The organism is Streptomyces sp. NBC_00096 (genome assembly GCF_045041305.1).
Lineage (GTDB): Bacteria > Actinomycetota > Actinomycetes > Streptomycetales > Streptomycetaceae > Streptomyces.
On record NZ_CP108221.1, the window covers coordinates 7,232,848 to 7,258,454 of the forward strand.

The following is a 25,607-nucleotide window of genomic DNA, read 5'->3' on the forward strand; positions in this document are numbered from 1 at the left end:
GGCACACGAGGGCTGTCTCCCCCAGTGTCGTGTGGACCGGGGGGCCCGCACAGGGCAGAAGAACCCACGTCGGGCGGGGCAGTGTTACCCCTGTGCTCCGGGACCCGCGGTGCCGCGGTGGCCCGGCAGCCTTGGTGGCCCGGCAGCCCGGCAGCCCGGCAGCCCGGCAGCCCGGCAGCCCGGCAGCCCGGCAGCCCGGCAGCCCGGCAGCCCGGTGGCCTGGTGCCGCGGTAGCCGGGCAGTCCGCTCAGGACGTAGCCGGGATGAGGTCGTGGGTGATGGCGAAGCGCGTCAGGTCGGCCCGCCGCCGGGAGCCGATCTTGTCGCGGAGCCGGTCCAGGTGGGAGTGCACGGTGTGCTCGCTGATGCCCAGGCGCAGGGCGATGCCGTGGTCGGTCTCCCCGTGCGCGACGAGCTCCAGGATCTGCCGCTCGCGGTCCGTGACGTGGCAGGCCGGCGCTGCCTGCGGGTCGGGCCCCACGGCGAGGTCGGCGGAGACGTACGAGCATCCGCCGCCCACCAGCCTGATCGCGGCCAGCAGCTCGCGCCGGTCGGCCCGGCGGCTCAGGCAGCCGCGCGCTCCGGCCCGCAGGACTGCCGGGGCGCACTGCTGCGGGCCGGAGGAGAGCACCAGGACCCCGGATCCGGCTGCGGTCAGCCGTCCCACCACGCGCGACAGGCACCCGGACGACAACTGCAGGTCGACGAGGACGACGTCGCCGGGCTCCAGCACGGCCACCGCCTCCTCAACCGACCCGGTGTCGAGGACGAGCCGCAGGCCGTCGGCCGCCTCGACCGCCTGGGCGACGCCGTGGCGCAGCAGCGGGCAGTCACCGAGGACGGTGACCCGTCTCGCGTCCGCACTCATGCGCGCCTCGTTCCCGCGCGGCTCGCGCCCGGGCGGGGGCGCGGCCGCACCCCTCCAGTCTTCGCCCTCGGCGGCCGCCCGGCATGCCGGGCGGCCGTGCCGGGGAGGCCGGACGCGGTTCGGGACGCGGCCGCAGGGGCTGTTATCGTCCGGTTCATGCCCGAGCTGATCACGCCCACACCCCGCCTCTACGACTCGTGGCTCGCCGCGCAGGAGGAGTGGGGCCCCGACGCCCACATGGACGGAGCCGGGCTCGGATCCGAGGACGACGTCGACAGCCGGGAGGGCTTCGCCGCCTGGACGGAGCGGCTGGGGCGGTACGGGGACCGCACGGTGCCCGTCGAGCACGGCCGGGTCCACGCCACGTACTGGTGGATCGCCGAGGGCGACGAATACCTGGGCGCCATCGACCTGCGGCACTACCTGAACGGTTTCCTGCTCGACGCGGGCGGCCACATCGGCTACAGCGTCCGCCCCTCGGCCCGCCGCCGGGGGCTGGCCACCTGGGCCCTGGCCGAGGTGCTGCACGAGGCGCGGCTGCTGGGGATGGACCGCGTCCTGCTCACCTGCGACCCCGGCAACCGTGCCTCGATCCGCACGATCGAGAGCAACGGCGGCGTGCTGGAGGACGTCCGCGAGACGCTGATCGGTCCCAAGCGGCGTTACTGGATCGACCTCTAGGGCGGCCTAGGGCGGCCTAGGTGTGTTGTCCGGGGAGGTTGGTGACGCGGCTGGCGGGTGTTTGGCCTTGGATGCCGGTGTGGGGTCGGTGGTAGTTGTACCAGTCGATCCAGTCGGTGAACGCGGTCTGGCGTTCGGTGTCTGAGGTGTAGGGCTGCTGGTAGGCCCATTCCTCGAGCAGGGTGCGGTGGAAGCGTTCGACTTTGCCGTTGGTCTGCGGCCGCCAGGGCCTGGTCCAGCGGGGGCTGATGCCCAGATCGCGGCAGGTTTGGCGCCAGGTGTTCCTGCTGTAGGCCCAGGCGTTGTCGGTCAGGACCCGTTCGACGGTGATGCCTCGTTCCGCGAACCAGGCGGTCGCCCGTCGCAGGAAGGCGGCGCATGTGGGGGCCGTCTCGTCGGGGAGGTCTTCGGTGTAGGCGAGGCGGCTGTGGTCGTCGAGGGCGGTGTGGAGGTAGGCCCAGCCGGTGCCGGTCTTGTTGCGGCGGCCTTCGGCTCTGCCGAGGGTTCTGTGGCCGCCGCCGTCGGGGATCCGGCCGAGCTTCTTGACGTCGATGTGGATCAGCTCGCCGGGCCGGGCTCGTTCGTAGCGGCGGATGGGTTCGCCGGTGGCCCGGTCCAGAGCCGTGAGTGGTGGCAGGCCGTGGCGGGTGAGGATGCGGTGGGCGGTCGAGGGCGCGATCCCGCAGCGGGCGGCCAGCCGCAGGGGGCCGATCCGGTGTTCGCGCCGCAGTCGCAGGACCTGTTCCTCCACCTCGGCGGCGGTCCGGGCGGGCTGGTGGTGGGGCCGGCTGGAGCGGTCACTCATTGCGGCGACGCCGAACTGCCGGTAGCGGGTGGCCCAGCGGGCCGTGGTGGTGTGGCTGACCTGGAAACGCTCCGCCGCCCGCCGCACAGGCCAGCCGTCGTCCACGACACAGCGGGCCAGACGAAGTCGTCCGGTCTCGGTCAGCGGGGCATTACGGTGAACCACGAGGGCCTCCTCGGATCGGTGCAGATGTCGCAATCCACACCGAACCCGGAGGCCCTCACCCATTTCAAGAACCCAGCACGCGTGTCACCAACGTGTCGGGACAGCACACCTAGATCCGGTAGATCCGGCTCTCGTGCCCCGTACGGGCCGCGGGGGCCGGGCCCAGCGTGGTGGTGCCGGGCGCCGCCCGATGGCCCAGGCCCGTGCGGTACGCGTCCAGGGCCGCCTCGGTGCGGCCCGCCCTGCGCAGCAGGTCGCCCAGGAGCCGGCACAGGTCGGCGAGGTCGCCCGACGCACCGCTGCGCTCCAGCAGCGCCAGGGCCTGTACGTAGTGCTCCTCGGCCGCCTCGGTCTCGCCGCGCTCCTCGGCCATGAGGCCGAGTAGCCGGTGCGCGCCGCCCGCGTGCACGGCGCCGTGGCTGTCCCCCAGCTCCAGCAGTGCCGAGAGCAGCCCGGCGGCTTCCCCGTACCGGCCGAGCCGGCGCAGTACGTCGGCCAGCTCGACCTCCACCTGGGCGGTGTACAGCGCCGCGCGACCGGCTGAGAGCATCCCCCGGGCGGTACGCAATTCCCGCTCGGCGGCGTCGAGTTCGCCGTTCTGCGCCTGGACGTAGCCGCGCATCCAGTGGCAGTGCGCCAGGTCGGTCCGCAGCTGCAGCTGACCGTAGATCGCCTGTGCCTTGGCGAGGGAGGCGTCGGCGTCGGCCACCCGTCCCTCGGTGAGGAACGTCCGCGCGACCTGCCGGTGCATGCCCGCGACCAGGGCCGGATCGCTGACCTGCGGGGCCAGTGACAGGGCGAGCTCGGCCGCGTGGGCGGCCCGGGCGTGGGCGCCCATGTCGATGTACGGCCCGATGGCGGCGGCGTAGAGCAGCACCAGCGCTTCGGGGTCCGCCAGCCCGCTCGTGCACAGCTCCTCGATGGTGGATTCGAGCAGGTAGCAGGCGTACCGCAGTTCCCCGGCCAGTAGGTGTGCCACGGCGCGGCCGCGGATCGGGCGGGCGCGGCGGGGGAGCGGCTCGTCGGCCAGCAGCCGCTCGGCGGCCTCGAAGTGGCCGATCGCGTCGGGCAGCGCGCCCGACTCCAGGGCGCAGTCGCCGAGTCCGAGCAGCGCCCCGACCCGCTCGTCGGCGAGCCCCAGCTGTTCCGCTTCGGCGAGGAGGCGCCGGAAGTGCCCGGCGGCCTCGTCGGCCGCACCCGTGGCCAGGGTCTGCTGCGCGTCGGTGAGTGCGAGCCGCAGTTCGGTGGCGAGGTGGGCGGGGCGACCGGTGGTCAGTTCCTCGTACGAGGTGCCCAGCCGCCCGGCGAGGAAGCGCAGCGCCGCGTCGGAGGGCCGCACCCTTCCCGACTCCAGCGTCGAAATGTAGGCCGGAGTGTATGCGGGCTCCGCCAACTTCCGCTGGGTCAGACCGAGTTCGGTACGCATGCGCTGAACCCGGCGGCCGATCTGGGCCGGTTCGTCCATGAAGTCCCCCTGGGGCTCGAACTCCCCAGTATCCAGGCGGAGCAGGGCATTGCGCACCCGTCGCGCGGCACCTAATTTAAGCAACTGATTAAACGGATGTAACCACTTACTTAACTTCCTTCACCGGAGGGGGACTTCATGCCCGATACCAGACGCCCAGCCGTCCGCAGGGCCCTGCGCGCGGCCGTTGCGGCAGCCTGCGCGACCGCCGCGCTCCTGGCCGCCGGACCCGTCCGCGCCGCCGACGGTCCGCCCGCGCCCCGGGTGGAGGTGGAGATACCGGGACCCGAGCACGGCGGCGAAGCCGGCTCGGGCCGTGCCCTGGTGCCCACGGGTGCCAATGCCCCGGCCAAGGCGGGCGGCCGGCTCTCCGCGGCCGAGCGGGCAGCCGACGGGGAGGTCGCCGAGCTCGTACACAACGGCCCCACCGCCGACCGTCTCGACGTCGTCATCATCGGCGACGGCTACACCGCGGCGGAGCTGGCGAAGTTCCACACCGACGCCAAGGCGAAATGGGCCGAGGTGACGGCCGTCGAGCCGTACACCACCTACCAGAACCTCTTCAACGTCTGGACGGTCGACGCCGTCTCCCGGGAATCGGGCACCTCCGGCGACCCCGACCGGGCCACCGTCCGCGACACGGCCCTCGGCGCGTACTTCTGGTGCGAGGACATCGAACGGCTGCTCTGCGTGGACCAGCCCAAGGTGGACACCTACGTGGCGAAGGCTCCGGAGGCCGACCTGGTCATCGTCCTGGCCAACAGCGCCAAGTACGGCGGCGCGGGCTACAACGAGCCCAGTCCCACCCTCGGCTACGAGGGCATGTCCACCGCCTCGGCGGACAACGCCAAGTCCGGCCAGGTCGCCATCCACGAGACCGGCCACTCGCTGGGGAAGCTCGCCGACGAGTACTTCTACCCCGGGGTCCCGGAGTACGAGAAGTACACCGGCCCCGAGCCCGCGGAGTCCAACATCACCGCACTGCCGGCGGACCAGCTGGCCGCGCAGCGCGCCAAGTGGTTCCGCTGGCTGGGCGAACCCTCTCCCGACGGCGGCACGGTCGGCGCGTACGAGGGCGGCGGCTACTTCGTCACAGGGCTGAACCGGCCCACCGACAACTCGCTCATGCGGGTCCTGGGCAAGCCCTTCAACCTCCCCGGCGTCGAGGCGATGACCGCCGGCTTCTACCGGCACGCGCGACCCGTCACCGCGCTCACCCCCACGGACCGCACCCTGCGGCTGCGCCACACGGCGAAGGTCGCCGTACCCCGGCTGACCGGCGCGGACGGCCGGCAGCTCGTGGTCCGCTGGTACCTGGACGGCCGGGAGGTCAAGCGCCTGGCGGGCCGGACGCAGGTCGCGGTCACCGACCTGCGCCTGTTCGACCTGCGCACCCACAGGCTGTCGGTCACCGCAGAGGACCGCACCCCCGCGGTCCGCGACCCGAAGATCGTCAGCACGCTGCGCACCACGATCGCCTGGAACGTCCGGCTGTAGGTCCCCGGACCCGCGCACCGTCGGCTCCCGGACCCCGCCCTCGACCCGGCGACGGATAATGGCACCGGCCTGACCGGCCCGTTCCCGATCCGAGAGCTGAAGAGATGAAGAAGAAGCGATGACGCTCACAGAAGGCCAGCGGGTGAAGCTGGTCGCGGACACCAGGCTGACCGACTGGGTCGCGACGACGGCGCAGGATCCTTCGGACCCGGTGGCCGTCGCCGGTTCGCTGTCCATGGCGGCGGGCACCGAGGGCGCCGTCGTACGGGTGGTCGAGCACGACGAGCAGAGCCAGGAGGCCCGGGAGTACGACAGGTTGCGGTCGCTCCTCGAGTCCTTCGGCCGGGACATGCCCCTGGAGAGCAAGCGGCAGCTCGAGGAGAAGGTCGCCGGCCTGGAGCCCGCGTGGATCGCCTACCAGGAGCAGCGCAACCGCGTGACGGTCCGGGTCCGCTTCGACAACGGGTTCATCCTCGACGACGCGCGGGACGACCTCTTCACGCCCGCCTGACCGGCGCCGTCGACCGGCCGAGCTCTTCGAGGAGCTGCTGGAAGGGCCGGCGGAGCACGACGGCCGGGGGCCGGGAGTCCTCGCGTACGTAGGCGGCCAGCTCGCCGCGGGCCGCGGCCAGGGCGGGCCCGGGATCGGCTCCGGACAGGAGGCACTCGACGGCCCGCGCGGTGAGCGAGGCCAGTTCGGGGAGCCTGCGCCGCGCCCGGGCGAGGTCCGCGGCGAGGTCGTCCCGGCCGGTGAGCCCGGCCACCTCCACGGCGAGGGTGGTCAGGTGGGCGGTGAGGCGGTCGGCGGTGGCGACGGCGCGGGCCCGGAGCCGTACGGCCTCGCGATCGCGGCGGCGCAGGGGGTTGAACTTCATGGCGCGTTCGGCCTCACGGGCGCGGGAGGCGTTCGCGTGCACCGCCTCCACATCGGCGTTCACCTGGGTGAGGTTGTCCAGGGCGGCGGCCCGGTCGGTGCCCAGGACCCCCGCGGTGCCGGTGAGGGCCAGGGTCAGGCGGGCACGGCAGTCGTCGGCGATGGCCACCAGGACCCGGTGGGGGTCGGGCGGCCACAGCAACGGGGCGAGCAGGATGGTCACCGCCGCTCCCTCCGCGGTCTCCCAGACGCGGTCCAGCGCGTAGGCGTCGGGCGAGGCGCTGGCGAAGACCAGCAGGGATGAGGCCGCGACCTGGATGTTCAGCTCGCCACCGGCCCGCAGGACCATTCCGACGCCCAGACCCAGGGCCACCACCAGGGCCAGTGTCGCGGTAGAGGGACGCAGTACGTTGAGGACGGCGATCCCGATCAGTACGCCGGCCACCACGCCCAGCGCCCGCCGCAGCGAGGTGCCCAGCGCCGTCATCGGATCACCGCGCAGGGCCACCAGCGGGACGATCGCCGCGAACACGGGCGGCTGGTCGGCCCCCAGCCACAGGGCGACCTGCCAGGCGACGGTGACGCTGACCACGATGCGGGCGGCTGCGGGGCCCTCGGCCCGCGCGAGTTCCCGGGCCCGGCGGGCTCCTCGTACCCGGGGGCCGGCGAGATCGGTCATCCGCGCCTCTCGGTGTCGTGTACGCGCCCGCCCGGTCGGTGCCACGGGGACCGCGCGGGACCGTACGCCGTTGCGCCCCGGCCCGTCCGCGCCCTGCCGCGGCTTCGCACCGGCCTGCACAGAGTGCAGCGGCCGGACGGGCCGGTGCCGCGATTAGGCCGACGGCGGCATGTCACCGCACGGGGTCGGCTCGTGCCTCCGGTTCATCCCTCCGGTTCACGCCTTCGGCTCTGCTGCCTCCGGTTCATGCCACCGGTTCACGCCTCCGGCTCCGCAAGGAGCTCGCTGAGCAGCCCGCGGACGCGTTGCTCGATCTCGTCCCGGATGGGGCGGACCGCCTCGACGCCCTGCCCGGCGGGGTCGTCGAGCTTCCAGTCGAGGTACCGCTTGCCGGGGAAGACCGGGCAGGTGTCGCCGCAGCCCATGGTGATCACCACGTCGGAGGCCCGCACGGCCGCCGCCGTCAGGACCTTGGGACGTTCGGCGGACATGTCGACACCGGCCTCCGCCATCGCCCGCACGGCGGCCGGGTTCACGCTGTCGGCCGGGGCGGATCCGGCGGAGCGGACCTCGACGCGGCCCTCGGAGAGGTGGGTGAGGAAGGCGGCGGCCATCTGCGAGCGGCCCGCGTTGTGGACGCACACGAAGAGCACCGACGGCTTCGCGGCGGGAGAGTCAGACACGGGCGGAACCTTCCGGGGAGACGGCCGGGAAGGCCGCGGCCGGTACGGGGTCGGGGAAGTGGCGGCGGGCGGCGAGCGCGACGCGGACGAGGGCGATGAGGACGGGGACCTCGATGAGCGGGCCGACGACTCCGGCGAGGGCCTGGCCGGAGGTGGCGCCGAAGGTGGCGATGGCGACCGCGATGGCGAGTTCGAAGTTGTTGCCCGCCGCGGTGAACGCGAGCGTGGTGGCCCTCGGGTGACCGAGCCCGACCGCGCGGCCGACGGCCAGGGCCCCGGCCCACATCACGGCGAAGTACACCAGCAGCGGCAGCGCGATCCGGGCGACGTCCACGGGCCTGGAGGTGATGGCGTCGCCCTGGAGGGCGAACAGCACGACGATCGTGAACAGCAGCCCGTACAGGGCGAAGGGGCCGATGGCCGGGACGAGCCTGGTCTCGTACCAGGTGCGGCCCCTGGCCTTCTCGCCCAGCCGGCGGGTGAGGAACCCGGCCAGCAGGGGGATGCCGAGGAAGACGAGTACGGAGCGGGCGATCTCCCACACGGATACGTCGAGCGAGGTCCGTTCCAGGCCGAGCCAGTCGGGGAGCACGCTGAGGTAGAACCAGCCGAGCGCGGCGAACGCGATCACCTGGAACACGGAGTTCAGGGCGACGAGGACGGCGGCGGCTTCGCGGTCGCCGCAGGCCAGGTCGTTCCAGATGATGACCATGGCGATGCAGCGGGCGAGGCCGACGATGATCAGGCCGGTGCGGTACTCGGGCAGGTCCGGCAGGAAGATCCAGGCCAGGGCGAACATCAGCGCCGGGCCGACGATCCAGTTCAGCACCAGGGAGGGAACGAGCAGGCGCGGGTCGCGGGTGACGCTGCCCAGGCGGTCGTAGCGGACCTTCGCGAGGACCGGGTACATCATCACGAGCAGACCGAGCGCGATCGGCAGCGAGACGCCGCTGACGGTGATCTTCGCGAGTACGTCCCCCAGGCCGGGAACGAGGCGGCCGAGTCCCAGGCCCGCGGCCATCGCGGCCAGGATCCACACTGTGAGGAAGCGGTCCAGGAACGACAGCCGCTCCGCCACCGGCCCCGCCGGGGCCGCCCCGCTCACGACGCGGTCCCGGCGGGCTCCGCCGGGACACCGGGACGCGTCAGGACGGCGGCGAGCTTGTCGGTCGTCTCGGGCAGCAGCCGGTAGTACACCCACGTCCCGCGCCGCTCGGAGTCGATCAGCCCGGCCTGCTTCAGCAGCTTCAGGTGGTGGGAGATCGTCGGCTGTGACAGGTCGAAGGCCGGGGTCAGGTCGCAGACGCAGATCTCCCCGCCGTCCCGCGAGGCGATCATCGACAGCAGCCGCAGCCGCACCGGGTCGCCCAGCGCCTTGAAGACCTTGGCCAGGCCGGCGGCCGTCGCTTCGTCCAGCGGGGCGGCCAGCAGGGTCGGGCAGCAGCCCTCGGCCTCGTCCTGGCCGAGCACCACGAGTTCTTGTTTCGACATGCTTCTATGTTGACGTTATTCGATCCAGAGCGCAAGGTTGAATCGAAGAACATGAATACAGCCGGGTCCGGGCCCTGCCGGGCCCAGTCGTCAAGGAGCGAGCCATGACCGATCAGTCCAGTGACCTGCGCGAGACCGTACGGCAGCGTTACGCCGCAGCCGCGCTCCAGGTCACCGAAGGCGGCACCGCCTGTTGCGGACCGGCCGCGATCGAGGTCGACGCCAACTTCGGCTCCGCCCTCTACGCCGACGGCGAGCGCGACGTCCTCCCCGCCGAAGCCGTCGCCGCCTCGCTCGGCTGCGGGAACCCCACGGTCGTCGCCGACCTCCAGGAAGGGGAACGCGTCCTGGACCTCGGCTCCGGCGGCGGCATCGACGTCCTCCTCTCCGCCCGCCGGGTCGGTCCCACCGGCAGGGCGTACGGGCTGGACATGACCGAGGAGATGCTGGCCCTGGCCCTGGCCAACCGGAAGAAGGCGGGAGCGGCCAACGTGGAGTTCCTCAAGGGCGCCATCGAGGCGATCCCGCTGCCCGCCGACACGATTGACGTGGTGATCTCCAACTGTGTGATCAACCTGTCCACCGACAAGGCGGCCGTCTTCGCCGAAACCTTCCGCGTCCTCAGGCCCGGCGGCCGCATCGGGGTCTCGGACGTCGTCGCCGACGACGCCCTCACGCCGGGGCAGCGGGCCGAGCGCGGTTCCTACGTCGGCTGCATCGCGGGAGCGCTCTCCTTCGCCGAATACCGGCGCGGCCTCGAAGCTGCCGGGTTCACGGACATCGGGATCACCCCGACCCACGCCGTCGCGGACGGCATGCACTCCGCCGTCATCAGGGCCGTGAAGCCCGGGAACGGCGGTGGTGCCGGAGGACGGTCGTGAGGGCGGGGGCCGGCGCCGGTGTGCGGCGGCGGCCCCCGGGGAAGGGCGGGCGGGGTGGGTCAGCCGGTGAAGCCGGTGGTGATGGAGGTGAACTGCCAGTCGCTCTGGGCGATTCCGGAGCAGCTCTCCTGCAGGCCGCCGCCGGGGCAGCCGCGGTCGCGGTTGACCGACCAGAAGGCGAGGCGGGCGATGTGGTGGGAGTTGGCCCAGTCCCGGATGCTGGTCCAGTTCTGGACGGTGGTGGTCTCCTGCGTGTCGCTGACGCCGTTCATGCCGGAGATGCCGATGTGGGCGTAGGCGGTCGCGTCGTCCCAGCCGAAGGTGGACTCGAGCTTGGCCTTGAGGCCCTCGGTCGCACTGACGGTGCTCGCGTACATGTCGGTCGAGGCGTTGCCGAAGTCGAACGGCATGATGGTGAAGACGTCTATGCCGGTGTTCAGCGCCTTGGACTGCTCGATCAGGCGGTTGCCCCAGCTGGTCGGGCCGGTGGTGCTGGTGCCGAAGGTCAGGATGGTCTTCAGGCCCGGGTTGTTCTGCTTGACGATCTTGAGCGCCCCGAGGATGCGGTCCTGGACCACGGCGTTCTCGAACTCGTCGGTGTTCTCGATGTCCACGTCGATGGCCTTGAGGCCGTAGGCGTTGATGACCTGCTGGTAGGCGCCGGCCAGGGCCTCCGGGGTGGAGCAGTTGGGGCCGAGCTTATTGCCCTGCCAGCCGCCGATGGAGGGCACGACGTCGCCGCCCGCGGCGCGGATCGAGGCGATGGTGCTCTGGTCCACGCCGCCGGTCAGCGGACGCTGGCCGTCCCAGGACGGGTTGCAGTCACCGGAGGAGAGGATGAACGCCATGGTGAACCACTTCGCGCCGGTCGCGTTCATCACGGTCGTCGCGCTCGGCGGGTTGCCCCAGCCCAGGTAGAGGTAGGGCGCGGCCTGCTTGAAGCCGGTGGGCGGCGGCGTGGTCCCGTTGTCCGTGGTGACGTTGACGGTGTTGGAGGCGGGCGAGGTGTTCCCCGCGAGGTCCCGGGCGCGGACGGTGAAGGCGTAGGCCGTGTTGGGGGCCAGGCCGCTCACGGTCGTGCCGGTGGTGGCCGACGTGGCGACCTTGCTGCCGCCCTGGTAGACGTCGTAGCCGGTGACGCCGACGTTGTCGGTGGACGCCGTCCAGGTCAGGGACGCGGTGGTGGAGGTCTTGCCGGTGGAGGCGAGGCTGCCGGGCGTGGTGGGCGCCTGAGTGTCGGTGGTGCCGCCGCCGGGTCCGTCCAGGGTGACGTCGTCGGCGTAGTAAGTGCCCTGCCCGTACCAGCCGTTGAGGTAGACCTCGGCGCTGGTCTGGGAGGCGCCGGTGGTGAAGCTGACGGTCAGCTTCGAGTAGGCGCCGGCCGAGGGGGTCCAGGTGGAGGTTCCGCCGGTGACCCCGAGGTAGACGTAGCTGCCGCGGACCCAGGCGGAGAGGGTGTAGGTGGTGCTGGGCTGCACGGAGACGGTCTGGGTGCACTTGGCGTTGTCGGAGGCGCTGGCCGCACCGGCCAGTGCCTTGCCGCCGCCGTGCACGGGGGAGGAGACCGCGGAGCCCAGGCCCCCGGAACAGGACCAGCCGCTCGTGTTTCCGGCCTCGAAGTCGCCGTTCGTGAGCAGGTTGGCGCCGAACGCCGCACCGGGTGAGGTCAGTACCGCCGCCGCGCCGAGCAGCGTGGCGCCGAGGCCGCAGGCCAGACGGGTACGAGTACGGGTGGGGGTGCGCAAGGAAATGCCTCCAGCGGGAATGGGGGGACGGCATGGATCGCGAAGCGGGGCGTACGGCCGCGGAGAACGCGTGGGGAGCGGGTGGCGGGAGGGGAGGCCCGCCGCGGGGCCGTGTGCCCGGTCGGTTGGGGGGAGTTGGGTGGTGACCTCCTCGTGGCCGGGAACCTAATCCTCCGGAAGGGCCGCCGTCAACAGGTCTGGACCAACAGGAAGTTGGTGACCCCAATCGGAAAGTTTCCTAACCGAAAGGGTTGACAAAGCTGCCGCCCTTTGGGGAGCCTCGGACACCGCGAACGCCGGTCCGCCTCGGGTCGAGGCGGACCGGCGCGTACCGCGTACGTGCGGTATCCTTCGTGGCTTTCAGGTGTCAGGTGTCAGGCGTCGGGTGTCATGCGGCGGGTGCCGAATGGGTCAGGGGCAGGTGACCAGGAGGATGGAGACGACCGTGCAGCTGGCGCTCGCACCGTCGTTGAGGGCATTGGGATCGGTCGGCGAGGACGCCGTCCGGGCGCCGGTGACCGTGACCCGGCCCAGCGAGAGCAGGTTCAGCGGTACGCGGAACGTCTTGGCCGAGGCGGCGCCGTTGGCGATGGTTCCGTAGGCGCAGGTCACGGTGGTTCCGCTGGCGGTGCATCCCGGGGACAGGCCGGTGGCCGAGGAGCCCGGCGGCAGGGTCGCGGTGAGGGTGGCCGAAGTGACCGTGCCCGGACCGGTGTTGCGGGCCGTCAGGGTGTAGGAGAGGTAGGGGACCAGGAGGCTCAGGTTCGGCTGCGCGACCAGGTCGACGTCGATGTCGGCGGGCGGGAGCTGGTACGTGTACCGGCCCGCGCCGACCACGGCGCTGGTGCCGCCGGGCGTGGTGACCTGGACGTCGACGGGGCCCGGGCCGTGGGCGGGTGCGGTGGCGGTGCACGCGGTGGCGGTGCAGGAGACGCCGGTGGCCGGGTTGCCGGCGCCGAAGGTGACCGCGCCGGCGCCGCTCAGACCGGTGCCGTGGACCGTGACGACGGTACCGCCGTCGGTCGTACCGGCGGAGGGGCTGATGGAGGTCACCACGGGCACGGGAACGTAGGCGTACAGGCCGGCGGGGGACGGGGTGCTCGTGCCGCCGGGCGTGGTGGCACGTACGTCCACCGTTCCGGAGCCGGCCGGTGCGGTGGCGGTGCAGGAGGTCGGGCTGCAGCTGACCCCGGTGGCCGGGGTGCCCGGGCCGAAGCTGATGACGGCGTCCGTCAGATCGGTGCCGGTGACCGTCACCTGGGTGCCGCCGGTCGCCGGTCCGGTGTTCGGGCTGACGGCGGTGACCGCGGGGGTCCGGTGGAAGGCGAACACGACCCGGCCGTCACCGGAGTTGGCCCCCTGGGTCAGGGTGACGGGCGAGCCGGGAACCGTGCCGGAGACCAGGCTGGATCCGCCGCCCCCACCTCCTCCGCCACCGCCGGTGGAGCCGTATCTTCCGCCGGCTCCGCCCCGGCCGCCGCCGCCGTACCCGGCTCCGCCGCGCCCGCCTGCGCCCGTCGGGCTGAAGACGCCCTGGGAGGCCGCGCCGCCGGGGCCGTTCGGGTAGGCGCCGGGGGAGCCGTTCGCGCCCTCGTTGTCGGCGCCGGGCCCTCCGGTACCGGCGGCCCCGCCTGCGGTGTCGGTGCCCGGGCCGCCGCCCGTACCGCCCTGGGCGTCGGGGACCAGGCCGTTGCCGTTGGCGCCCGCGCTGCCGCTGTCGCCGCCGGGCGCTCCCGGGTAGGCGGGGGAGCCGATGCCCGATCCACCCGCTCCGCCGCCCGAACCGGCGGTCAGCAGCGGGGCGTTGGTGGCGGAGGTCACCGCGACCAGGGCGCCGCCGGTCCCCGGTGCGCCGAACTGTGCGTTCGGGTTCGAGGCGGCGTTGGCGCCGCGTTTGCCGACGGTCACGTTGAACGTCTGTCCGGGCGTGGCCGCGACGGTCGCGACGAGGTGCGCGCCCTTGCCGCCCGCGGTGCCGTCGTTCGCGTTCCCGCCCCCGGCGCCGTCCAGGGTGATCACACCGCTCGTGACGCCGTCGGGCACGGTGACGCTTCCGGAACCCCCCGCCGAGCAGGTGACCGTGGTGACGCCACCGGCCACGACCGGGGCGGCGCACACCCCCTCCGCCGACGCGGGAACCGCCAGGACGGTCAGGCCGCCCGCGGCCAGCGCGGACGAAGCGGCCACCGCCAGCAGCCGGTTCCTCCACCGGGTGTGCGGACCGCGTAAAAGAGCAGTCGATGACATCGAAGTCTCCCCTCCCACCTCCGCCCGGCAGCGGCCGGAGGCGAAGACTCCTGGGAAGCCGCGGCCGGACGCTCCGGCACGGCGAACCGGAGCGCCGCTTCTCGCGGTACTGCCATCCGGTCGCCGGTATGCGGGACCCCCGCGCACCTGCACGGGGTCCCGCATACCGGCGGAAGCATCGCAGCGGCCGACCCGTGGCGGGGATCGAATGCCGGATCGTCGTGCGGAACCCGTCGGAAGCTCCAAAGCGGGAGCCCGAGTCGTACGAATGTCCGGGCGGATGGGGGTGGGTGCGGGCGGGTGGGGCCGGATGCGGGCGGGGTCGGGCGGATGAGGGCGATCCGGCCTCAGGGCCCCGCGGCCGCCGCGACCGTCCGGGCCGGGTCCTCGTAGACGGGATCGAGGGCGAGCTGGGCGCCGCCGCGGGCCGGAGCGGTGAAGCCGAGCGAGGACAGCAGCAGGCGGCAGCCGCCCGTGTCCGGGGCCATCACCCGCTCGGCCATCAGCCGCTCCACGCGGGGGGCCTCTGTCTTTGGTCGAGGTGGATGGGTGCTGATTCGGGCGTCTGGAACGATGTGCCTGTGCATGCTGATGATCAGGTCGGCGAGGGTGTCTCTGCGGAGCTCGCGGTGTTTCTCCGGAACGCTGCCGACGGCCGTCCGGTGAAGATCGTTCCTTCCGTCTGCGGCGGGTGTGGCGGGCGCGTGTTCTTCGTGCTCGTCGACGATGTCGAGGGCGGAGCCGAGCGAGTGTGCGTTGGTTGCGGAGGCCGCGCGTTCATCGCGGATAGCGATGAGTTCTGGGAGGGCGCGGATCCGGGCGAGGCATGCTGCCCGTGCGGAAGCGAGGAGTTCGAGACCGTGGTCGCGTTCTCCCTGGCCGACGACGGATTGGTCCGCTGGGTGACCGTTGGGCTGCGATGCCGGAAGGACGGCGCCGTGGGGGTCTATGCCGACTGGAAGATCGACTACGGCCCCACGGATCACCTCCTGACCATGGTCTAGGTCTGCGGAGCGACCGCCCTGGCAGGCTGCGGTTCGTAGAAGGTTCCGCCACGAAACGTGTCGCGGAGACGGCGCCTGTCTTGGTGGAAGACCTGGGCTGTCGGAAGGACCCGAGGCATCGGCTCCGCAAGGACCGACACCGCCCTCAACGGGTGGCGCCGAAACCTTCTACGCACTGCATTAGAGGGTGAGACTCCAGGAGTTCCTCGATCCGCCCGGCCAGGAGCTTCCGCTGATCAAGCACGGCCGTCAGGGATCCGGCCGGGCTCGGGACGATCAAGGCGGCCGCCTCGGTGCCAGGAACGGTGACGGTCTGCTCGTCCAGGGCGGCTGGGTGCTGCAGCCGCGGCCCCAGCACCCGCTCCAACGACGGATGGATCTGGGTCAGCAGGCCGTGGAGCCGGTTGGCGACGCGGGTCACCTCGCCGGCCAGGTCGTCGTCGAACCCAACGATCACCTCCAACTCGGCGATGGTCTCGTCCTCGCCGTCGATGGCCCGCAGCGTGTGCGGCATCGCGCGGGCCGCGTCCGCGATGATGAACGCGTCCTTCGCGTCCGTCTTGGCCTCGCCCGGGTAGAGGTCGGCGATCCGCCGCATCGTCAGGCCGGGCAGATAGGCGACAGGGCAGCCCCTGTCCCTCGCGATCGCCAGCGGCAGGGCCCCGATGGATGCTGGCTGATCCACCACGACCAGCACGGTTCCGTGCTTGGCCTTCAGCTTGGCGAAGAGCTCGCGGAGTTTGGGTTCGGTGTTGGGCAGGCGCTTGTCGAAGGCCTTCTTCCCGGCCTGGGTGACGGCGGTGGCGTGGTGTTCGCCCTTGCCGACGTCCAGGCCGAGGAGGACGTCGATGTCGCCGGTGTCGATCACGTGCAGGCCCCTCCACTCACGCTTTCGTCCGGCCTTGCCTCGGCACCGAGCTGCCCCATCCACGTTACGGAGAGCTCTTCCGGCCTTGGGTGAAGCCGGTGCTCAAGCCCCTCATCAGCGGTCCGTCGATGCCTCCGGGCCCGGTGACACCACCCCCCCGGATCATTAACAACAAGGGGGGGAAGTCATGCCGGACCCGAAGGCCGGAGGCCCCATTGCGGAGCCACGAAAAAGGTATCGGGGGGCAAGTGGGAGCCGAAGCAGGTGAAGTAGCCCCCGGGACCACCGCGCGGTTTGGTCGACCGGCGGAGTGCCGCATCGACCGCGCATCAGTGCCGGGCGTCCCCAACTTCCCAAAGGAACTTCTGCAAAAATACTTTTGGAAAGTCGCCGGATCGTTCTACTCTCCCGTGATGGTCAGCGAAGCACAGCAACGCGTACTCGATCCCGAGCAGGACGCGGCAGCCCTGAAGGCCCTCACGCACCCGCTGCGCATCCGACTGCTGGGGATGCTTCGGCAGGACGGTCCGGCCACCGCCAGTGAACTGGCGGTCAGTGCGGGGGAGTCGTCCGCCTCCACCAGCTATCACCTCCGGGTCCTCGCCAAGTACGCGTTCGTCGCCGAGGCCGAGCACCGTGACGGGCGCGAACGCCGCTGGCGGGCGGTGCACTCCGTGACCTCCTGGAGCAACGAGGCGATGGAAGCCGGGCCGGAGAGCCGCGCCTGGGTCGGCCTGTCGCGCAAGGCCCAGATGGAGCACCTGGAGAGGTCCCTCGCCCGCCACGAGGCCGACATCGCCGACGGGCGGCTGGGTCAGGAATGGGTGGGGCCCTCCGGTATGAACGATCTGATGCCCCGTCTGACCCCTGAGTCGCTCACCGAACTCTGGGAGGTGTTCGACCGGAAGCTGGCGGAACTGACCGTCCGTGACGCGGTGGACCCCCGTGCCGCGCGGGTCGTGCTCCTCACGGCAGGTCTGCCCCTGGCCCCGCGCGACGGCGACGGCGACGCCGACAGCGACTCCGATCCCGCCCCCGCCCCCGGAGCGGGCACCTACGGCGCCGCCGGCACCGAAGCCGAGGACGTGTCATGACCGGTCACCCGCCGCTGGACATACGTACCGCACGGCGCCGCTTCGTCACGGTCTGCGTGCTGTTCTGGCTGCCGCTGGGACTGAGCATCGCGCCGCTGATCCTGCTCTTCACCGAGCGCGGCATGGCCATGACGGCCATCGCGGTCTTCTTCGCCGTGCACTCCCTCACCGCCGCCGCGCTGGAGCTGCCCACCGGGGGACTGTCCGACGTCCTGGGACGCCGAGCCGTCCTGGCCGCCGCCGGCCTGCTGAACCTGGCCGCCCTCGTCCTCGTGGCGCTGGGCACCACCGGCTGGCTCCTCGGCCTCGGCATGGGCCTGATGGGCGCCGGCCGGGCCCTGTCCAGCGGACCGGCCGAAGCCTGGTACGTGGATACCGTCCACGCGCACTCCGGCCCCGGCGCCGATCTGCGCACCGGCCTGGCCCGCGCCTCCTCCGCCACGTCCGCCGCACTCGCGGTCGGCACCCTGCTCGGCGGATCACTCCCCTGGCTGCTCGGCCTGGGACCCGACCTCGGCTCCCGCCTGAGCGGAGCGACCTCCGGACTGGTGCTGCCCCTTTCCACCCCGCTGCTGCTGGGCGCGGCCGTCGAAACCGCCTTCGTGCTCTACGTACTGACCGCCCTGCGGGAGCCGCCCCGCCCGCGCGCCACCTTGCGCGGCGTGCTCCGGGGCGTCCCGGCAACCGTCGCGGGCGGACTGCGGCTGGGCGGACGCGACGCCCTGGTCCGCAGGATCCTCCTCAGCGCGGGGGCCGCCGGCAGCGCCCTGGCCGTAATCGAACTCCTCACTCCGGGCCGGGCCGCGGCCCTCACCGGCGCATCGGAGTCCGGCGCGGTGCTCTTCGCCGCCCTCGCCTGTGCCGGTTTCGTCTGCTCGGGCATCGGCAGCCACCTGGCGCCCCTGGCCGCCCGGCTCGCGGGCAGCGGCGAACGCGCCGTCATGCTGTGCCTCGGCACCAGCGCCGGCGGGCTGCTCCTGCTCGCCGCCACCGCGATGACCACGGGACCGGGCTCCCTGGTCCTCTCAATCCTCGGCTACGGCCTGGTCCAGCTCGGGCTCGGCTCGGCGGGACCGAGCGAGAACGACATCCTGCACCGCCGGGTGGAGAGCTCCGGCCGGGCCACCGCGCTCTCCGTCCAGTCCCTGGCCCTGCAACTGACGGGAGCCCTCACCGGCTTGGCCATCGGCGTGCTTCCGCCGGGCCCGCTGCCCTGGCTCCTGGGAGGCGCCGTCCTGCTGGCCGGAGCCCTCCTGTGGATCCGCCGCGGCGAGCCCGTACCGCCGGACCCCGCCCCCGCCCCCGCCGCCGACCCGTCGGCGAGTGGCAACGGGCCCGGCCCCACGCAGGAGGCCCAGCCGCAGGCCACGGCCCGGACCGAGGCCGACTGCGCCCCGTGACCAACAGGACGTGCGGCGGTCGATGGTGTGGTTCCGGCCCGCCCGCCGCACGTCCTGGCAAGATGACGGCATGGAACGTGTGCTTGGAATCGGTGGCCACTTCATGCGGGCGGCCGACCCGGTGGCGCTGGGCGCCTGGTACCGCGACTGCCTGGGCCTGGACGCGGACGAGAACGGCGTGTGGCGTCAGGAGCACGGGCTGACGGTGTTCGCGACGTTCGAGTCCGCGACCGACTACTTCGGGTCCCCGGCCCAGCAGACCATGCTGAACTTCCGGGTCCGGGACCTGGACGCGATGCTCGCGCAACTGCGCGCCAAGGGCGCGGACGTGGCCGAGGAGACCCAGGAGATGGAGGGCGTCGGCCGGTTCGGCTGGGTCACCGACCCGGAGGGCAACCGGGTCGAACTGTGGCAGCCGGCCTGACACAACCGGACGCTACGCCCGGCGACCCCGGCGACCCCGGCGACCCCGGCGACCCCGGCGGCCCCCACGTCCGGGGCGCGCCAGGCCGGGCCGTCACCTCTGCGTGAGCCGGTGGGTGCGTGGGGCGCATCGCCGCAGCTCGGGGACGGTATGTGGCGGCTCGTCCGGGCTCGTGGGCGGGCTTCGCGCACAGTTCGGCAGCCGTTCACGGAATGGCGTTCTGCGGAGGGTGCCCTTCTCGCGGGCCCGGGCGCAGACTCTCGTGCGGCACTGCCGCTACGACCCCCGGGAAGACACCGTGACCGAACCGCGTACCCGCCACCGGCGCCACCGTCTCGCTCTGACGCTCGCCCTCGTCGCCGCTCCGGCGCTGGTCGCGGGCGCCCTGACGGCCGGCCCGGCCCACGCAGCCCCGGCCGACGACATCCGCATCAACGAGGTGGTGACCACCGGGGACGTCAACGATTCGATCGAGCTGTACAACAAGGGCGCCGCCTCCGTCGACATCTCGGGCTGGATCCTCAAGGACGACGGCAACAGCTCCAAGTACAAGATCGCCTCCGGCACCACGCTGGCCCCCGGTGCGTTCCGCGCCTTCGACGTGCACGCCTCCTTCGGCCTGGGCTCCGGCGACAAGGCGCGCCTCTACCTGCCGGACGGCAGCACGCTGGCCGACAGTTTCACCTGGAGCGAGCACTCCGCTCCGTCGTGGTCGCGCTGCCCCGACGGCACGGGCGCGTTCAAGGCGGCCGCGCTGACCCTCGGCGCCCCGAACAGCTGCGGAACCTCTGGCGGGGGCACCACCCCGGTCGCCTGGCCGGGCAGCGGCTCGGTGGCCACGGCCGACGCGTCGAACGTCTTCGGCGAGGACCTGAGCGGGCTCTACCAGGAGGGCGGCGTCATGTGGGCCGCCCAGAACTCCGGGAAGCTGTGGCGGCTGCTGCCGAACGGTTCCGGCGGGTGGACCCCGGACACGGCCGGGGGATGGTCCTCCGGCAAGACGCTGCGCTTCCCGGGCGGCGGCTCCGGCAGTCCCGACGCGGAGGGCGTGACGGTCACCGGCACCGGCGCCGCGGGCGGGGTCTTCGTGGCCAGTGAGCGCAACAGCGCTTCCTCGGGCACCAGCCGGCTGTCCGTCCTGAAGTACGACGTGAGCGGGACGGGGTCCACGCTGACCGCCGCCAAGGAGTGGAACCTGACCGCGGACCTGCCGTCCGTGGGGTCCAACCTCGGTCTGGAGGCCGTCACCTGGGTTCCCGACTCCTACCTGACCGGGGCGGGGTTCAAGGACGCCTCGACCGGCGCGCTGTACGCCCCGGGCGGTTACGGGACGCACGCCGGCGGAGTGTTCTTCGTCGGTGTCGAGGGCACCGGCATGCTGTACGGCTATGTACTGCAGGACTCGGGAGCCTTCACCCGCGTGGCCGCCGTCAGCAGCGGCATGGCCGGGGTGATGGAGCTCCAGTGGGAGCCGCAGGTCTCCCGGCTGTGGGTGGTCTGCGACGACACCTGCTCCGGCCAGCACCGGACGATGCAGGTCAACGCGTCCGGTACCCTCGCCGTCACCGCGGTCTTCAACCGCCCCGGTGGCATGTCCGACTACAACAACGAGGGCTTCTCGGTGGCCGGGGCCGCCGAGTGCGTCGGCGGCTCCAAGCCCGTCTTCTGGTCCGACGACAGCAACGACGGCGGCCACGCCCTGCGCAGGGGCTCCCTCACCTGCTGACGCCGCGGGGCGCCGGGGACCGGCCTCAGGTCCGGTCCGGCGTTCCGCCGAAGCGGGCGAGGTAGCGGGCCAGGCCGGTCGCGTCCTCGCCCGCCCAGCCCACGTAGCCGTCCGGCCGGACGAGGAAGACCCCCTTGCCGTACGCCTCGTACGCCCCGATCCGGTGGACGTGCGTGAACAGTGGGTCCACCGGGGGCAGTTCGGTGTCCGTGCCGACCGCGAGCAGGGTGAAGTGGGGCCCCCGGAACAGGTCGAAGAGCCTGCGGCCGTCCGGGAGGGCGGAGTCGGGGGCGCGGTCCCCGGCTTCCAGGGCGCCCGCCGCACCCTGGGAGAGGGGACCGCCCCGGTAGCCCAGGCCGAGCTGGCGGGTGGCCTCGCCGCGCTGTTCCTCGCCGAGGTGGATCCGGGTGGACAGGCCCAGCATGTGGGCGGCGACGGGCTGCCGCTCCTGCTCGTAGGTGTCCAGGAGGGCCGGGTCCGCGCCGTGGCGCAGAATCTGGCCGAGCTTCCACCCGAGGTTGTAGGCGTCCTGCACGCTGGTGTTGAGGCCTTGGCCGCCAGCAGGGGAGTGCACGTGGGCCGCGTCGCCCGCGAGCAGGACCCGTCCGGCGCGGAAGCGGTCGGCCATGGCCGCGCGCGGCCGGAAGTCGGAGGACCAGCGGACCTCGGCCACGTCCGCCGCGCCCAGGTGGGTGCGGGCGGCGATCACGGCCGGGATGTCGAGGTCGTCGGTCCGCGCGATGAGCTGGTGCTCGTCGGTGCCGGGCAGCGGGCACAGCGCGGCGAATTCGCCGTCCGCCCCCGGGAAGACGTGCCAGTGGTCGCGGTCCAGGGCTCCGGGACGCAGCAGTACGTCGGCGACCACCATCGGGGCCGGGTCCACGGTCTCACCGGTCATGCCGATGCCGAGCGCCCGGCGGACGGTGGAACGCCCGCCGTCGGCGGCGACCAGGTAGGCGGCGCGCAGGGTGCTGCCGTCGGCGAGGTGTGCGGTGACCCCGTCGGCGTCCTGGTCGAAGGAGCTCAGCGCGGTGGCGAAGGCGACGCGACCGCCGAGTCCGATGAGGCGCTCGAAGAGGATCTCCTGGGTGCGCCACTGCGGGAGGAGCCGGGCCCGGGGATGGGGCTCGGTGTCGGTGGGCCCGCCGACCTCGCGGTCGCCCAGCACGTCGTGTTCGCCCACGGGCGTGCCGTCCTGCCAGATCTGCCCGATGGGGGCGGAGGTGCTGGCGGCCTCCACCGCGTCACCGACGCCGAAGTCGTCGAGGACCTCCAGGGTGCGCGGCTGCAGGCCCTTGCCCCGCGAGCCGGGGAAGAGGCCGACCGCCCGCTCGACGACCAGGGCACGGACACCGCGCCGGGTCAGGTCGAGGGCGAGGGCGAGTCCGGTGGGGCCGGCGCCGACGACGAGCACGTCGGGAGCCCCGAATTCCTTAACGCTGTTAAGTTCGGTCATGGCTACGAGGATCGACTTAACGCTGTTAAGTTGTCAAGGTGGGAAGCGAACGAGAAACGAAACCCGAACGGGCCCGGCTCGACCGTGCGACGGTGGCGTCCACCGCCTTGCGCCTGCTCGGAGAGGTGGGCCTGGAAGGGCTGACCCTGCGGGCCATCGCCAAGGAGCTGGACGTCAAGGCGCCCGCCCTGTACTGGCACTTCAAGGACAAGAAGGCACTGCTCGACGAGATGGCCACCGAGATGTTCCGCCGGATGACGGCCGACCTGGCATCGGCGACGCATCCGCCCCGCGACTGGCGCGAGGCGCTGGAGACCGCGATGCGGGGGTTGCGGGACCATCTGCTGCGCTACCGGGACGGCGCCAAGGTCTACAGCGGTACGCACTTCACGGACATGAGCTACGCCGCGCCGATGGAGGCCCACTTGCGGACCCTGGTCGCGGGCGGGTTCACGGCCGCCGGGGCGGCCCGTGCCTGGTTCACCGCGTACAGCTACACCATCGGGTACGTGATCGAAGAGCAGTCCATGGGCCCGCTGCCCGGCTCGGACGGCGAGGGCTACGACCTGGAGGCGCGCGCCGAACGCCTCGCGGGCTACCCGCTGACGGCCGAGGCCGGTCCCGAGATGTTCCGCGATCAGGACGCCGGGTTCGAAGCGGGGCTCGCGGCGGTACTCGCGGGCATCGCCGCGACCCTGCTCCCGCCGACCGCGTAACCGCGTATCCGCGTAACTGCCCATCCGCGTATCCGCGGGCGGATCAGAAGGGCTTGGTCGGCAGGTACTTGCCGTCCAGGGTGATGACCGCGCGCTCGCCGCCCTCGGGGTCGGCGACCTTCTTCACGTCCAGCCGGAAGTTGATCGCGGAGATGATGCCGTCACCGAGCTCCTCGTGGACCAGGGCCTTCAGCGTGGTGCCGTAGACCTGGAGCATCTCGTGGAAGCGGTAGATCGTCGGGTCGGTGGGGATGCCGCCCGGGATGGAGCCGCGGGTCGGGATGGTCCGGAGCACCAGCGCGTCGTCGGCGTCCAGGCCCAGCAGCTCGGCCGTGGCCTCCGCCGAGGCCCTGGGCAGCGGGTGCTGGCCGAGGACGGCGGCGGTGACGAAGGCGACCGACAGGCCGGCGGCGTCGGCGATCTCCCGCCAGGACAGGTCCTTGCGGATCTTGGCGTCCACGGCCTTGACGGCCAGGGCCTGACGGGCGGTGTTGTCGAACTGGGCGTGCACCATGGGAAGGGCGTCCTTTCGGGTGTGCCGCTCGCCGGGCACGGCGGAGGCGGCGCGAATCGGGATTGGAGGGTGGGGTCGGTCCGGGGGCCGCGGTCGGGCCGCGTTCAGGCCGAGGTCAGGTCGCGGTCAGGTCGCGGTCGTCAGGCCGCGGGAACGGCGGGCCGGATGGCGTCGAGCTCCGTGACGGTGCCGGCCGGGATGTCGTAGACCCAGCCGCGCAGGGTGACCGACCGCGCGGCGAGGGCGCGGGCCACCGAGGGGTGGGTGGCCAGGTTCGCCAGCTGGGCACGCACGTTCTCCCGTACCAGGGCATCGACCTCCGGCGGTTCGGCCCCCGCGGAGGTACGGGCGACGGAGGCGTCCGCGTGCCGCAGCCAGCCGGCGATCGCCGGGGCGCCGCTCAGGTCGTGCCGCTCGGCCAGGGCGGTCATCGCCCCGCAGGCCGAGTGGCCGCACACCACGATCTCGCCCACGCCCAGTACCGTGACGGCGTACTCGATGCTGGCCGCCACCCCGTCCGGGCCCGGTGTGTGGGCGGGGACCAGGTTGCCGGCGGTGCGGATGACGAACAGCTCGCCCGGATCGCTCTGGGTGATCAGCTCCGGGACCACCCGGGCGTCGGAGCAGCTGATGAACAGCGTGGCGGGCCGGTGGGTGGTCGCCAGGCGGGCGAAGAGGTCCGCCTTGGCCGGGTAGACGTCCCGGCGGAACTGGGCGACGCCCTCGGTGAGGTCTTGCACGGTCACTCCCTTCGGTGGCTGCCGACCCCGTGGGGCCGACGAGATCCACCATGCATGACCTGCTCCTATAGTGTCCAAGACGTGTTGACCATGAGACCTATCGATGACATCTATAGTCGAGGTCATGGCCCTGGAACTCCGTCACCTGCGCTACCTGCTCGCCGTCGCCGAGCACGCCAGCTTCACCCGCGCGGCAGAAGAACTGCGCATCTCCCAGCCCACCCTTTCCCAGCAGATCAAGCAGCTCGAACGCACCGTCGGCGTCCAGCTGCTGGACCGCACCGGCCGCGGCGTCCGGCTCACCGACGCCGGCGAAACCTACGCGCACCACGCCCGCCGGGCCCTGCGCGACCTCGCCGCCGCCGAACGGGCGGTCCTCGACATCGGCGACCTCTCCCGCGGCCACCTCCGGCTGGCCGTGACGCCGACCTTCACCGCCTACCTGGTCGGGCCACTGGCGGCGGAGCTGCACGCGCGCCACCCCGGGATCACCCTGGACGTCAGGGAGATGGCCCAGGACCACATCGAAGCCGGCCTCCTGGCCGACGAACTCGACCTCGGCATCGCCTTCCACGGCCCCCACCTGCCCGGCATCGCCGCGACCCCGCTGTACGCCGAGACCCTCAGCCTCGTCGCCGCCGACCGGCGGGATACGGCCGGCCCGCCGCGTCCCCTACCCGTGGCAGAGCTTCCCAGCCGCCAACTGGCTCTGCTCAGCGAGGACTTCGTCACCCGAGGGCATATCGACGCCTATTTCGCCGCCCACCGGGTACGGCCGCGCATCGCGGTGGAGGCCAATTCCATCCAGGCCCTCACCGAGATCATCCGGCGGACGGATCTCGCGACCGTCCTCCCGGACGCCATCGCCCACGGCCAACCCCACCTCACGCCGGTCCCGCTCGAACCCGCCCTGCCCACCCGCACCGTCGCCCTCCTGAGGCGCGGGAGCGCCTACCGGAGCGCCGCCGCCCGGGCGTTCACCCGGCTCACCGAGGAGCACGTCCGCGCCCGCGGCTACGCACCGGCCTGAGCGGCACGGCCCGGCACGGGGGCGCGTACGGTCAGAGTTTTCCGAACACCACTCCGCGCCAGGTCCAGCCCGCCCCGAGGACGGCCTCCCGCAGCGGATCCTTGAGTTCGGAGCTGTCGAAGCGGAACACCTCCGTCGTCTCCAGACCGCCGTCGGCGCCCCGCTCGACCGTCCGGCGCCGGGAGACCGTGCTGACCTGCCCCCGCTGCTGCTCGGCGGAGAGGGCCAGCTTGGGCGTGCCGCCGAGCCACGTGACGTCGTACTGACGGTCGACGGTGCGGACCTCGCGGGCGGCCGCGTCCAGCCGCATCCGGATCTGGAAGACCTGGCTCACCTGGGTCCGGGCGAAGAAGGTGTGCCAGGCCGGTTCCAGGATCCGCGACTCCGCCACCAGATCGGCGCCCTCCGCGGCACCGCTGCGCACGGTGTACGGGGCGTCCGCCCCGAAGGATCCGAGCAGCACGGCCCGGACCTCCTCGGCGGAACGCGGTGCGACACCGCTTCCGGGGTGCCGGGTGCCGGTCAGTCTGTCGAAGAGGCCCATGCCGCCAGCC

The 25,607-nt window shown here is 72.6% G+C and carries 25 protein-coding genes and 1 pseudogene; 11 read left to right on the forward strand and 15 right to left on the reverse strand.

What is annotated here, in order from left to right:
* Positions 1-247: 247 nt before the first annotated feature.
* Entirely contained in the window at positions 248-868 is a 621-nt protein-coding gene (locus tag OG904_RS32270; RefSeq protein ID WP_405497104.1) for a LuxR C-terminal-related transcriptional regulator, read from the reverse strand.
* 156 nt (positions 869-1,024) lie between these two features.
* Between OG904_RS32270 and OG904_RS32275 the strand changes: the two genes are divergently transcribed.
* Positions 1,025-1,549, forward strand: a complete 525-nt coding sequence (locus OG904_RS32275) for a GNAT family N-acetyltransferase (RefSeq protein WP_405497106.1) — start codon at positions 1,025-1,027, stop codon at positions 1,547-1,549.
* Between the two features lie 16 nt (positions 1,550-1,565).
* Here the strand turns inward: OG904_RS32275 and OG904_RS32280 are convergent, their stop codons facing one another.
* Together OG904_RS32280 and OG904_RS32285 are read right to left on the reverse strand one after the other, a co-directional pair.
* Entirely contained in the window at positions 1,566-2,519 is a 954-nt protein-coding gene (locus OG904_RS32280; protein WP_405497108.1) for an IS481 family transposase, read from the reverse strand.
* 109 nt (positions 2,520-2,628) lie between these two features.
* Positions 2,629-3,984 carry a tetratricopeptide repeat protein gene (locus OG904_RS32285; protein WP_405497110.1) on the reverse strand — a complete coding sequence of 452 codons (1,356 nt, stop codon included), beginning with the start codon at positions 3,982-3,984 and terminating at the stop codon, positions 2,629-2,631.
* A 138-nt stretch (positions 3,985-4,122) separates the two neighbouring features.
* Between OG904_RS32285 and OG904_RS32290 the strand changes: the two genes are divergently transcribed.
* Positions 4,123-5,481, forward strand: a complete 1,359-nt coding sequence (locus OG904_RS32290) for a M64 family metallopeptidase (protein WP_405497112.1) — start codon at positions 4,123-4,125, stop codon at positions 5,479-5,481.
* Positions 5,482-5,599: 118 nt separating this feature from the next.
* Positions 5,600-5,992, forward strand: coding sequence for a hypothetical protein (locus OG904_RS32295; RefSeq protein ID WP_405497114.1), 393 nt, complete (start codon positions 5,600-5,602; stop codon positions 5,990-5,992).
* On the opposite strand, the gene OG904_RS32300 is transcribed toward OG904_RS32295, so the two are convergent.
* The 4 genes from OG904_RS32300 to OG904_RS32315 form a co-directional block, all read right to left on the reverse strand.
* Complete coding sequence (locus OG904_RS32300; protein WP_405497116.1) at positions 5,979-7,034, reverse strand: FUSC family protein; 1,056 nt, start codon at positions 7,032-7,034, stop codon at positions 5,979-5,981. The two genes, OG904_RS32295 and OG904_RS32300, sit on opposite strands and share 14 nt — an antisense overlap.
* A 257-nt stretch (positions 7,035-7,291) precedes the next feature.
* Complete coding sequence (locus tag OG904_RS32305) at positions 7,292-7,717, reverse strand: arsenate reductase ArsC (protein WP_405497118.1); 426 nt, start codon at positions 7,715-7,717, stop codon at positions 7,292-7,294.
* On the reverse strand, positions 7,710-8,822 hold the full coding sequence (gene arsB / locus OG904_RS32310) for an ACR3 family arsenite efflux transporter (RefSeq protein WP_405497120.1): 1,113 nt from the start codon (positions 8,820-8,822) through the stop codon (positions 7,710-7,712). Before arsB ends, OG904_RS32305 begins: the two co-directional genes overlap by 8 nt.
* Entirely contained in the window at positions 8,819-9,208 is a 390-nt protein-coding gene (locus OG904_RS32315; protein ID WP_405497122.1) for an ArsR/SmtB family transcription factor, read from the reverse strand. Before OG904_RS32315 ends, arsB begins: the two co-directional genes overlap by 4 nt.
* 104 nt (positions 9,209-9,312) lie before the next feature.
* On the opposite strand from OG904_RS32315, the gene arsM reads away from it, so the two are divergent.
* Positions 9,313-10,089, forward strand: a complete 777-nt coding sequence (gene arsM, locus OG904_RS32320; RefSeq protein ID WP_405497124.1) for an arsenite methyltransferase — start codon at positions 9,313-9,315, stop codon at positions 10,087-10,089.
* Between the two features lie 59 nt (positions 10,090-10,148).
* Here the strand turns inward: arsM and OG904_RS32325 are convergent, their stop codons facing one another.
* From OG904_RS32325 to OG904_RS32335, 3 genes are all read right to left on the reverse strand, one after another.
* Complete coding sequence (locus OG904_RS32325; RefSeq protein ID WP_405497126.1) at positions 10,149-11,834, reverse strand: carbohydrate binding domain-containing protein; 1,686 nt, start codon at positions 11,832-11,834, stop codon at positions 10,149-10,151.
* Positions 11,835-12,245: 411 nt separating this feature from the next.
* Positions 12,246-14,021, reverse strand: coding sequence for an IPT/TIG domain-containing protein (locus OG904_RS32330; protein ID WP_405497128.1), 1,776 nt, complete (start codon positions 14,019-14,021; stop codon positions 12,246-12,248).
* A gap of 407 nt (positions 14,022-14,428) precedes the next feature.
* The gene (locus OG904_RS32335) at positions 14,429-14,584 is read right to left on the reverse strand and encodes a hypothetical protein (RefSeq protein ID WP_405497130.1); all 156 of its coding nucleotides are present in this window, start codon (positions 14,582-14,584) and stop codon (positions 14,429-14,431) included.
* 78 nt (positions 14,585-14,662) lie between these two features.
* On the opposite strand from OG904_RS32335, the gene OG904_RS32340 reads away from it, so the two are divergent.
* Positions 14,663-15,085 (forward strand): hypothetical protein, encoded by a 423-nt coding sequence (locus tag OG904_RS32340; protein WP_405497132.1) that lies wholly within the window; start codon positions 14,663-14,665, stop codon positions 15,083-15,085.
* Between the two features lie 181 nt (positions 15,086-15,266).
* Here OG904_RS32340 and OG904_RS32345 read toward each other — a convergent pair.
* Positions 15,267-15,953: pseudogene (locus OG904_RS32345) on the reverse strand (IS110 family transposase); the annotation flags it as partial.
* 413 nt (positions 15,954-16,366) lie between these two features.
* On the opposite strand from OG904_RS32345, the gene OG904_RS32350 reads away from it, so the two are divergent.
* The 4 genes from OG904_RS32350 (at position 16,367) to OG904_RS32365 (ending at position 20,597) form a co-directional block, all read left to right on the forward strand.
* Positions 16,367-17,047 (forward strand): ArsR/SmtB family transcription factor, encoded by a 681-nt coding sequence (locus tag OG904_RS32350; protein WP_405497134.1) that lies wholly within the window; start codon positions 16,367-16,369, stop codon positions 17,045-17,047.
* Positions 17,044-18,447: an MFS transporter gene (locus OG904_RS32355; RefSeq protein WP_405497136.1), complete on the forward strand. Its 1,404-nt coding sequence runs from the start codon at positions 17,044-17,046 to the stop codon at positions 18,445-18,447. Before OG904_RS32350 ends, OG904_RS32355 begins: the two co-directional genes overlap by 4 nt.
* 70 nt (positions 18,448-18,517) lie before the next feature.
* Positions 18,518-18,871, forward strand: coding sequence for a VOC family protein (locus OG904_RS32360; RefSeq protein ID WP_405497138.1), 354 nt, complete (start codon positions 18,518-18,520; stop codon positions 18,869-18,871).
* A 298-nt stretch (positions 18,872-19,169) separates the two neighbouring features.
* Positions 19,170-20,597, forward strand: coding sequence for a lamin tail domain-containing protein (locus OG904_RS32365; RefSeq protein WP_405497140.1), 1,428 nt, complete (start codon positions 19,170-19,172; stop codon positions 20,595-20,597).
* Positions 20,598-20,622: 25 nt separating this feature from the next.
* Here OG904_RS32365 and OG904_RS32370 read toward each other — a convergent pair whose 3' ends face one another.
* Positions 20,623-22,053, reverse strand: coding sequence for an FAD-dependent monooxygenase (locus OG904_RS32370; protein ID WP_405497142.1), 1,431 nt, complete (start codon positions 22,051-22,053; stop codon positions 20,623-20,625).
* Positions 22,054-22,145: 92 nt separating this feature from the next.
* Here OG904_RS32370 and OG904_RS32375 point away from each other — a divergent pair, with 92 nt between their 5' ends.
* Positions 22,146-22,769 (forward strand): TetR/AcrR family transcriptional regulator C-terminal domain-containing protein, encoded by a 624-nt coding sequence (locus tag OG904_RS32375; RefSeq protein WP_405497144.1) that lies wholly within the window; start codon positions 22,146-22,148, stop codon positions 22,767-22,769.
* A 43-nt stretch (positions 22,770-22,812) separates the two neighbouring features.
* On the opposite strand, the gene cynS is transcribed toward OG904_RS32375, so the two are convergent.
* Both cynS and OG904_RS32385 read right to left on the reverse strand, forming a co-directional pair.
* Positions 22,813-23,283 carry a cyanase gene (gene cynS / locus OG904_RS32380; protein ID WP_405497146.1) on the reverse strand — a complete coding sequence of 157 codons (471 nt, stop codon included), beginning with the start codon at positions 23,281-23,283 and terminating at the stop codon, positions 22,813-22,815.
* A gap of 140 nt (positions 23,284-23,423) precedes the next feature.
* Complete coding sequence (locus OG904_RS32385; RefSeq protein ID WP_405497148.1) at positions 23,424-24,023, reverse strand: carbonic anhydrase; 600 nt, start codon at positions 24,021-24,023, stop codon at positions 23,424-23,426.
* A gap of 124 nt (positions 24,024-24,147) precedes the next feature.
* On the opposite strand from OG904_RS32385, the gene cynR reads away from it, so the two are divergent.
* The gene (gene cynR, locus OG904_RS32390; RefSeq protein WP_405497150.1) at positions 24,148-25,053 is read left to right on the forward strand and encodes a transcriptional regulator CynR; all 906 of its coding nucleotides are present in this window, start codon (positions 24,148-24,150) and stop codon (positions 25,051-25,053) included.
* A gap of 31 nt (positions 25,054-25,084) precedes the next feature.
* Here the strand turns inward: cynR and OG904_RS32395 are convergent, their stop codons facing one another.
* Positions 25,085-25,597, reverse strand: a complete 513-nt coding sequence (locus OG904_RS32395) for a hypothetical protein (protein ID WP_405497152.1) — start codon at positions 25,595-25,597, stop codon at positions 25,085-25,087.
* Positions 25,598-25,607: the final 10 nt, after the last annotated feature.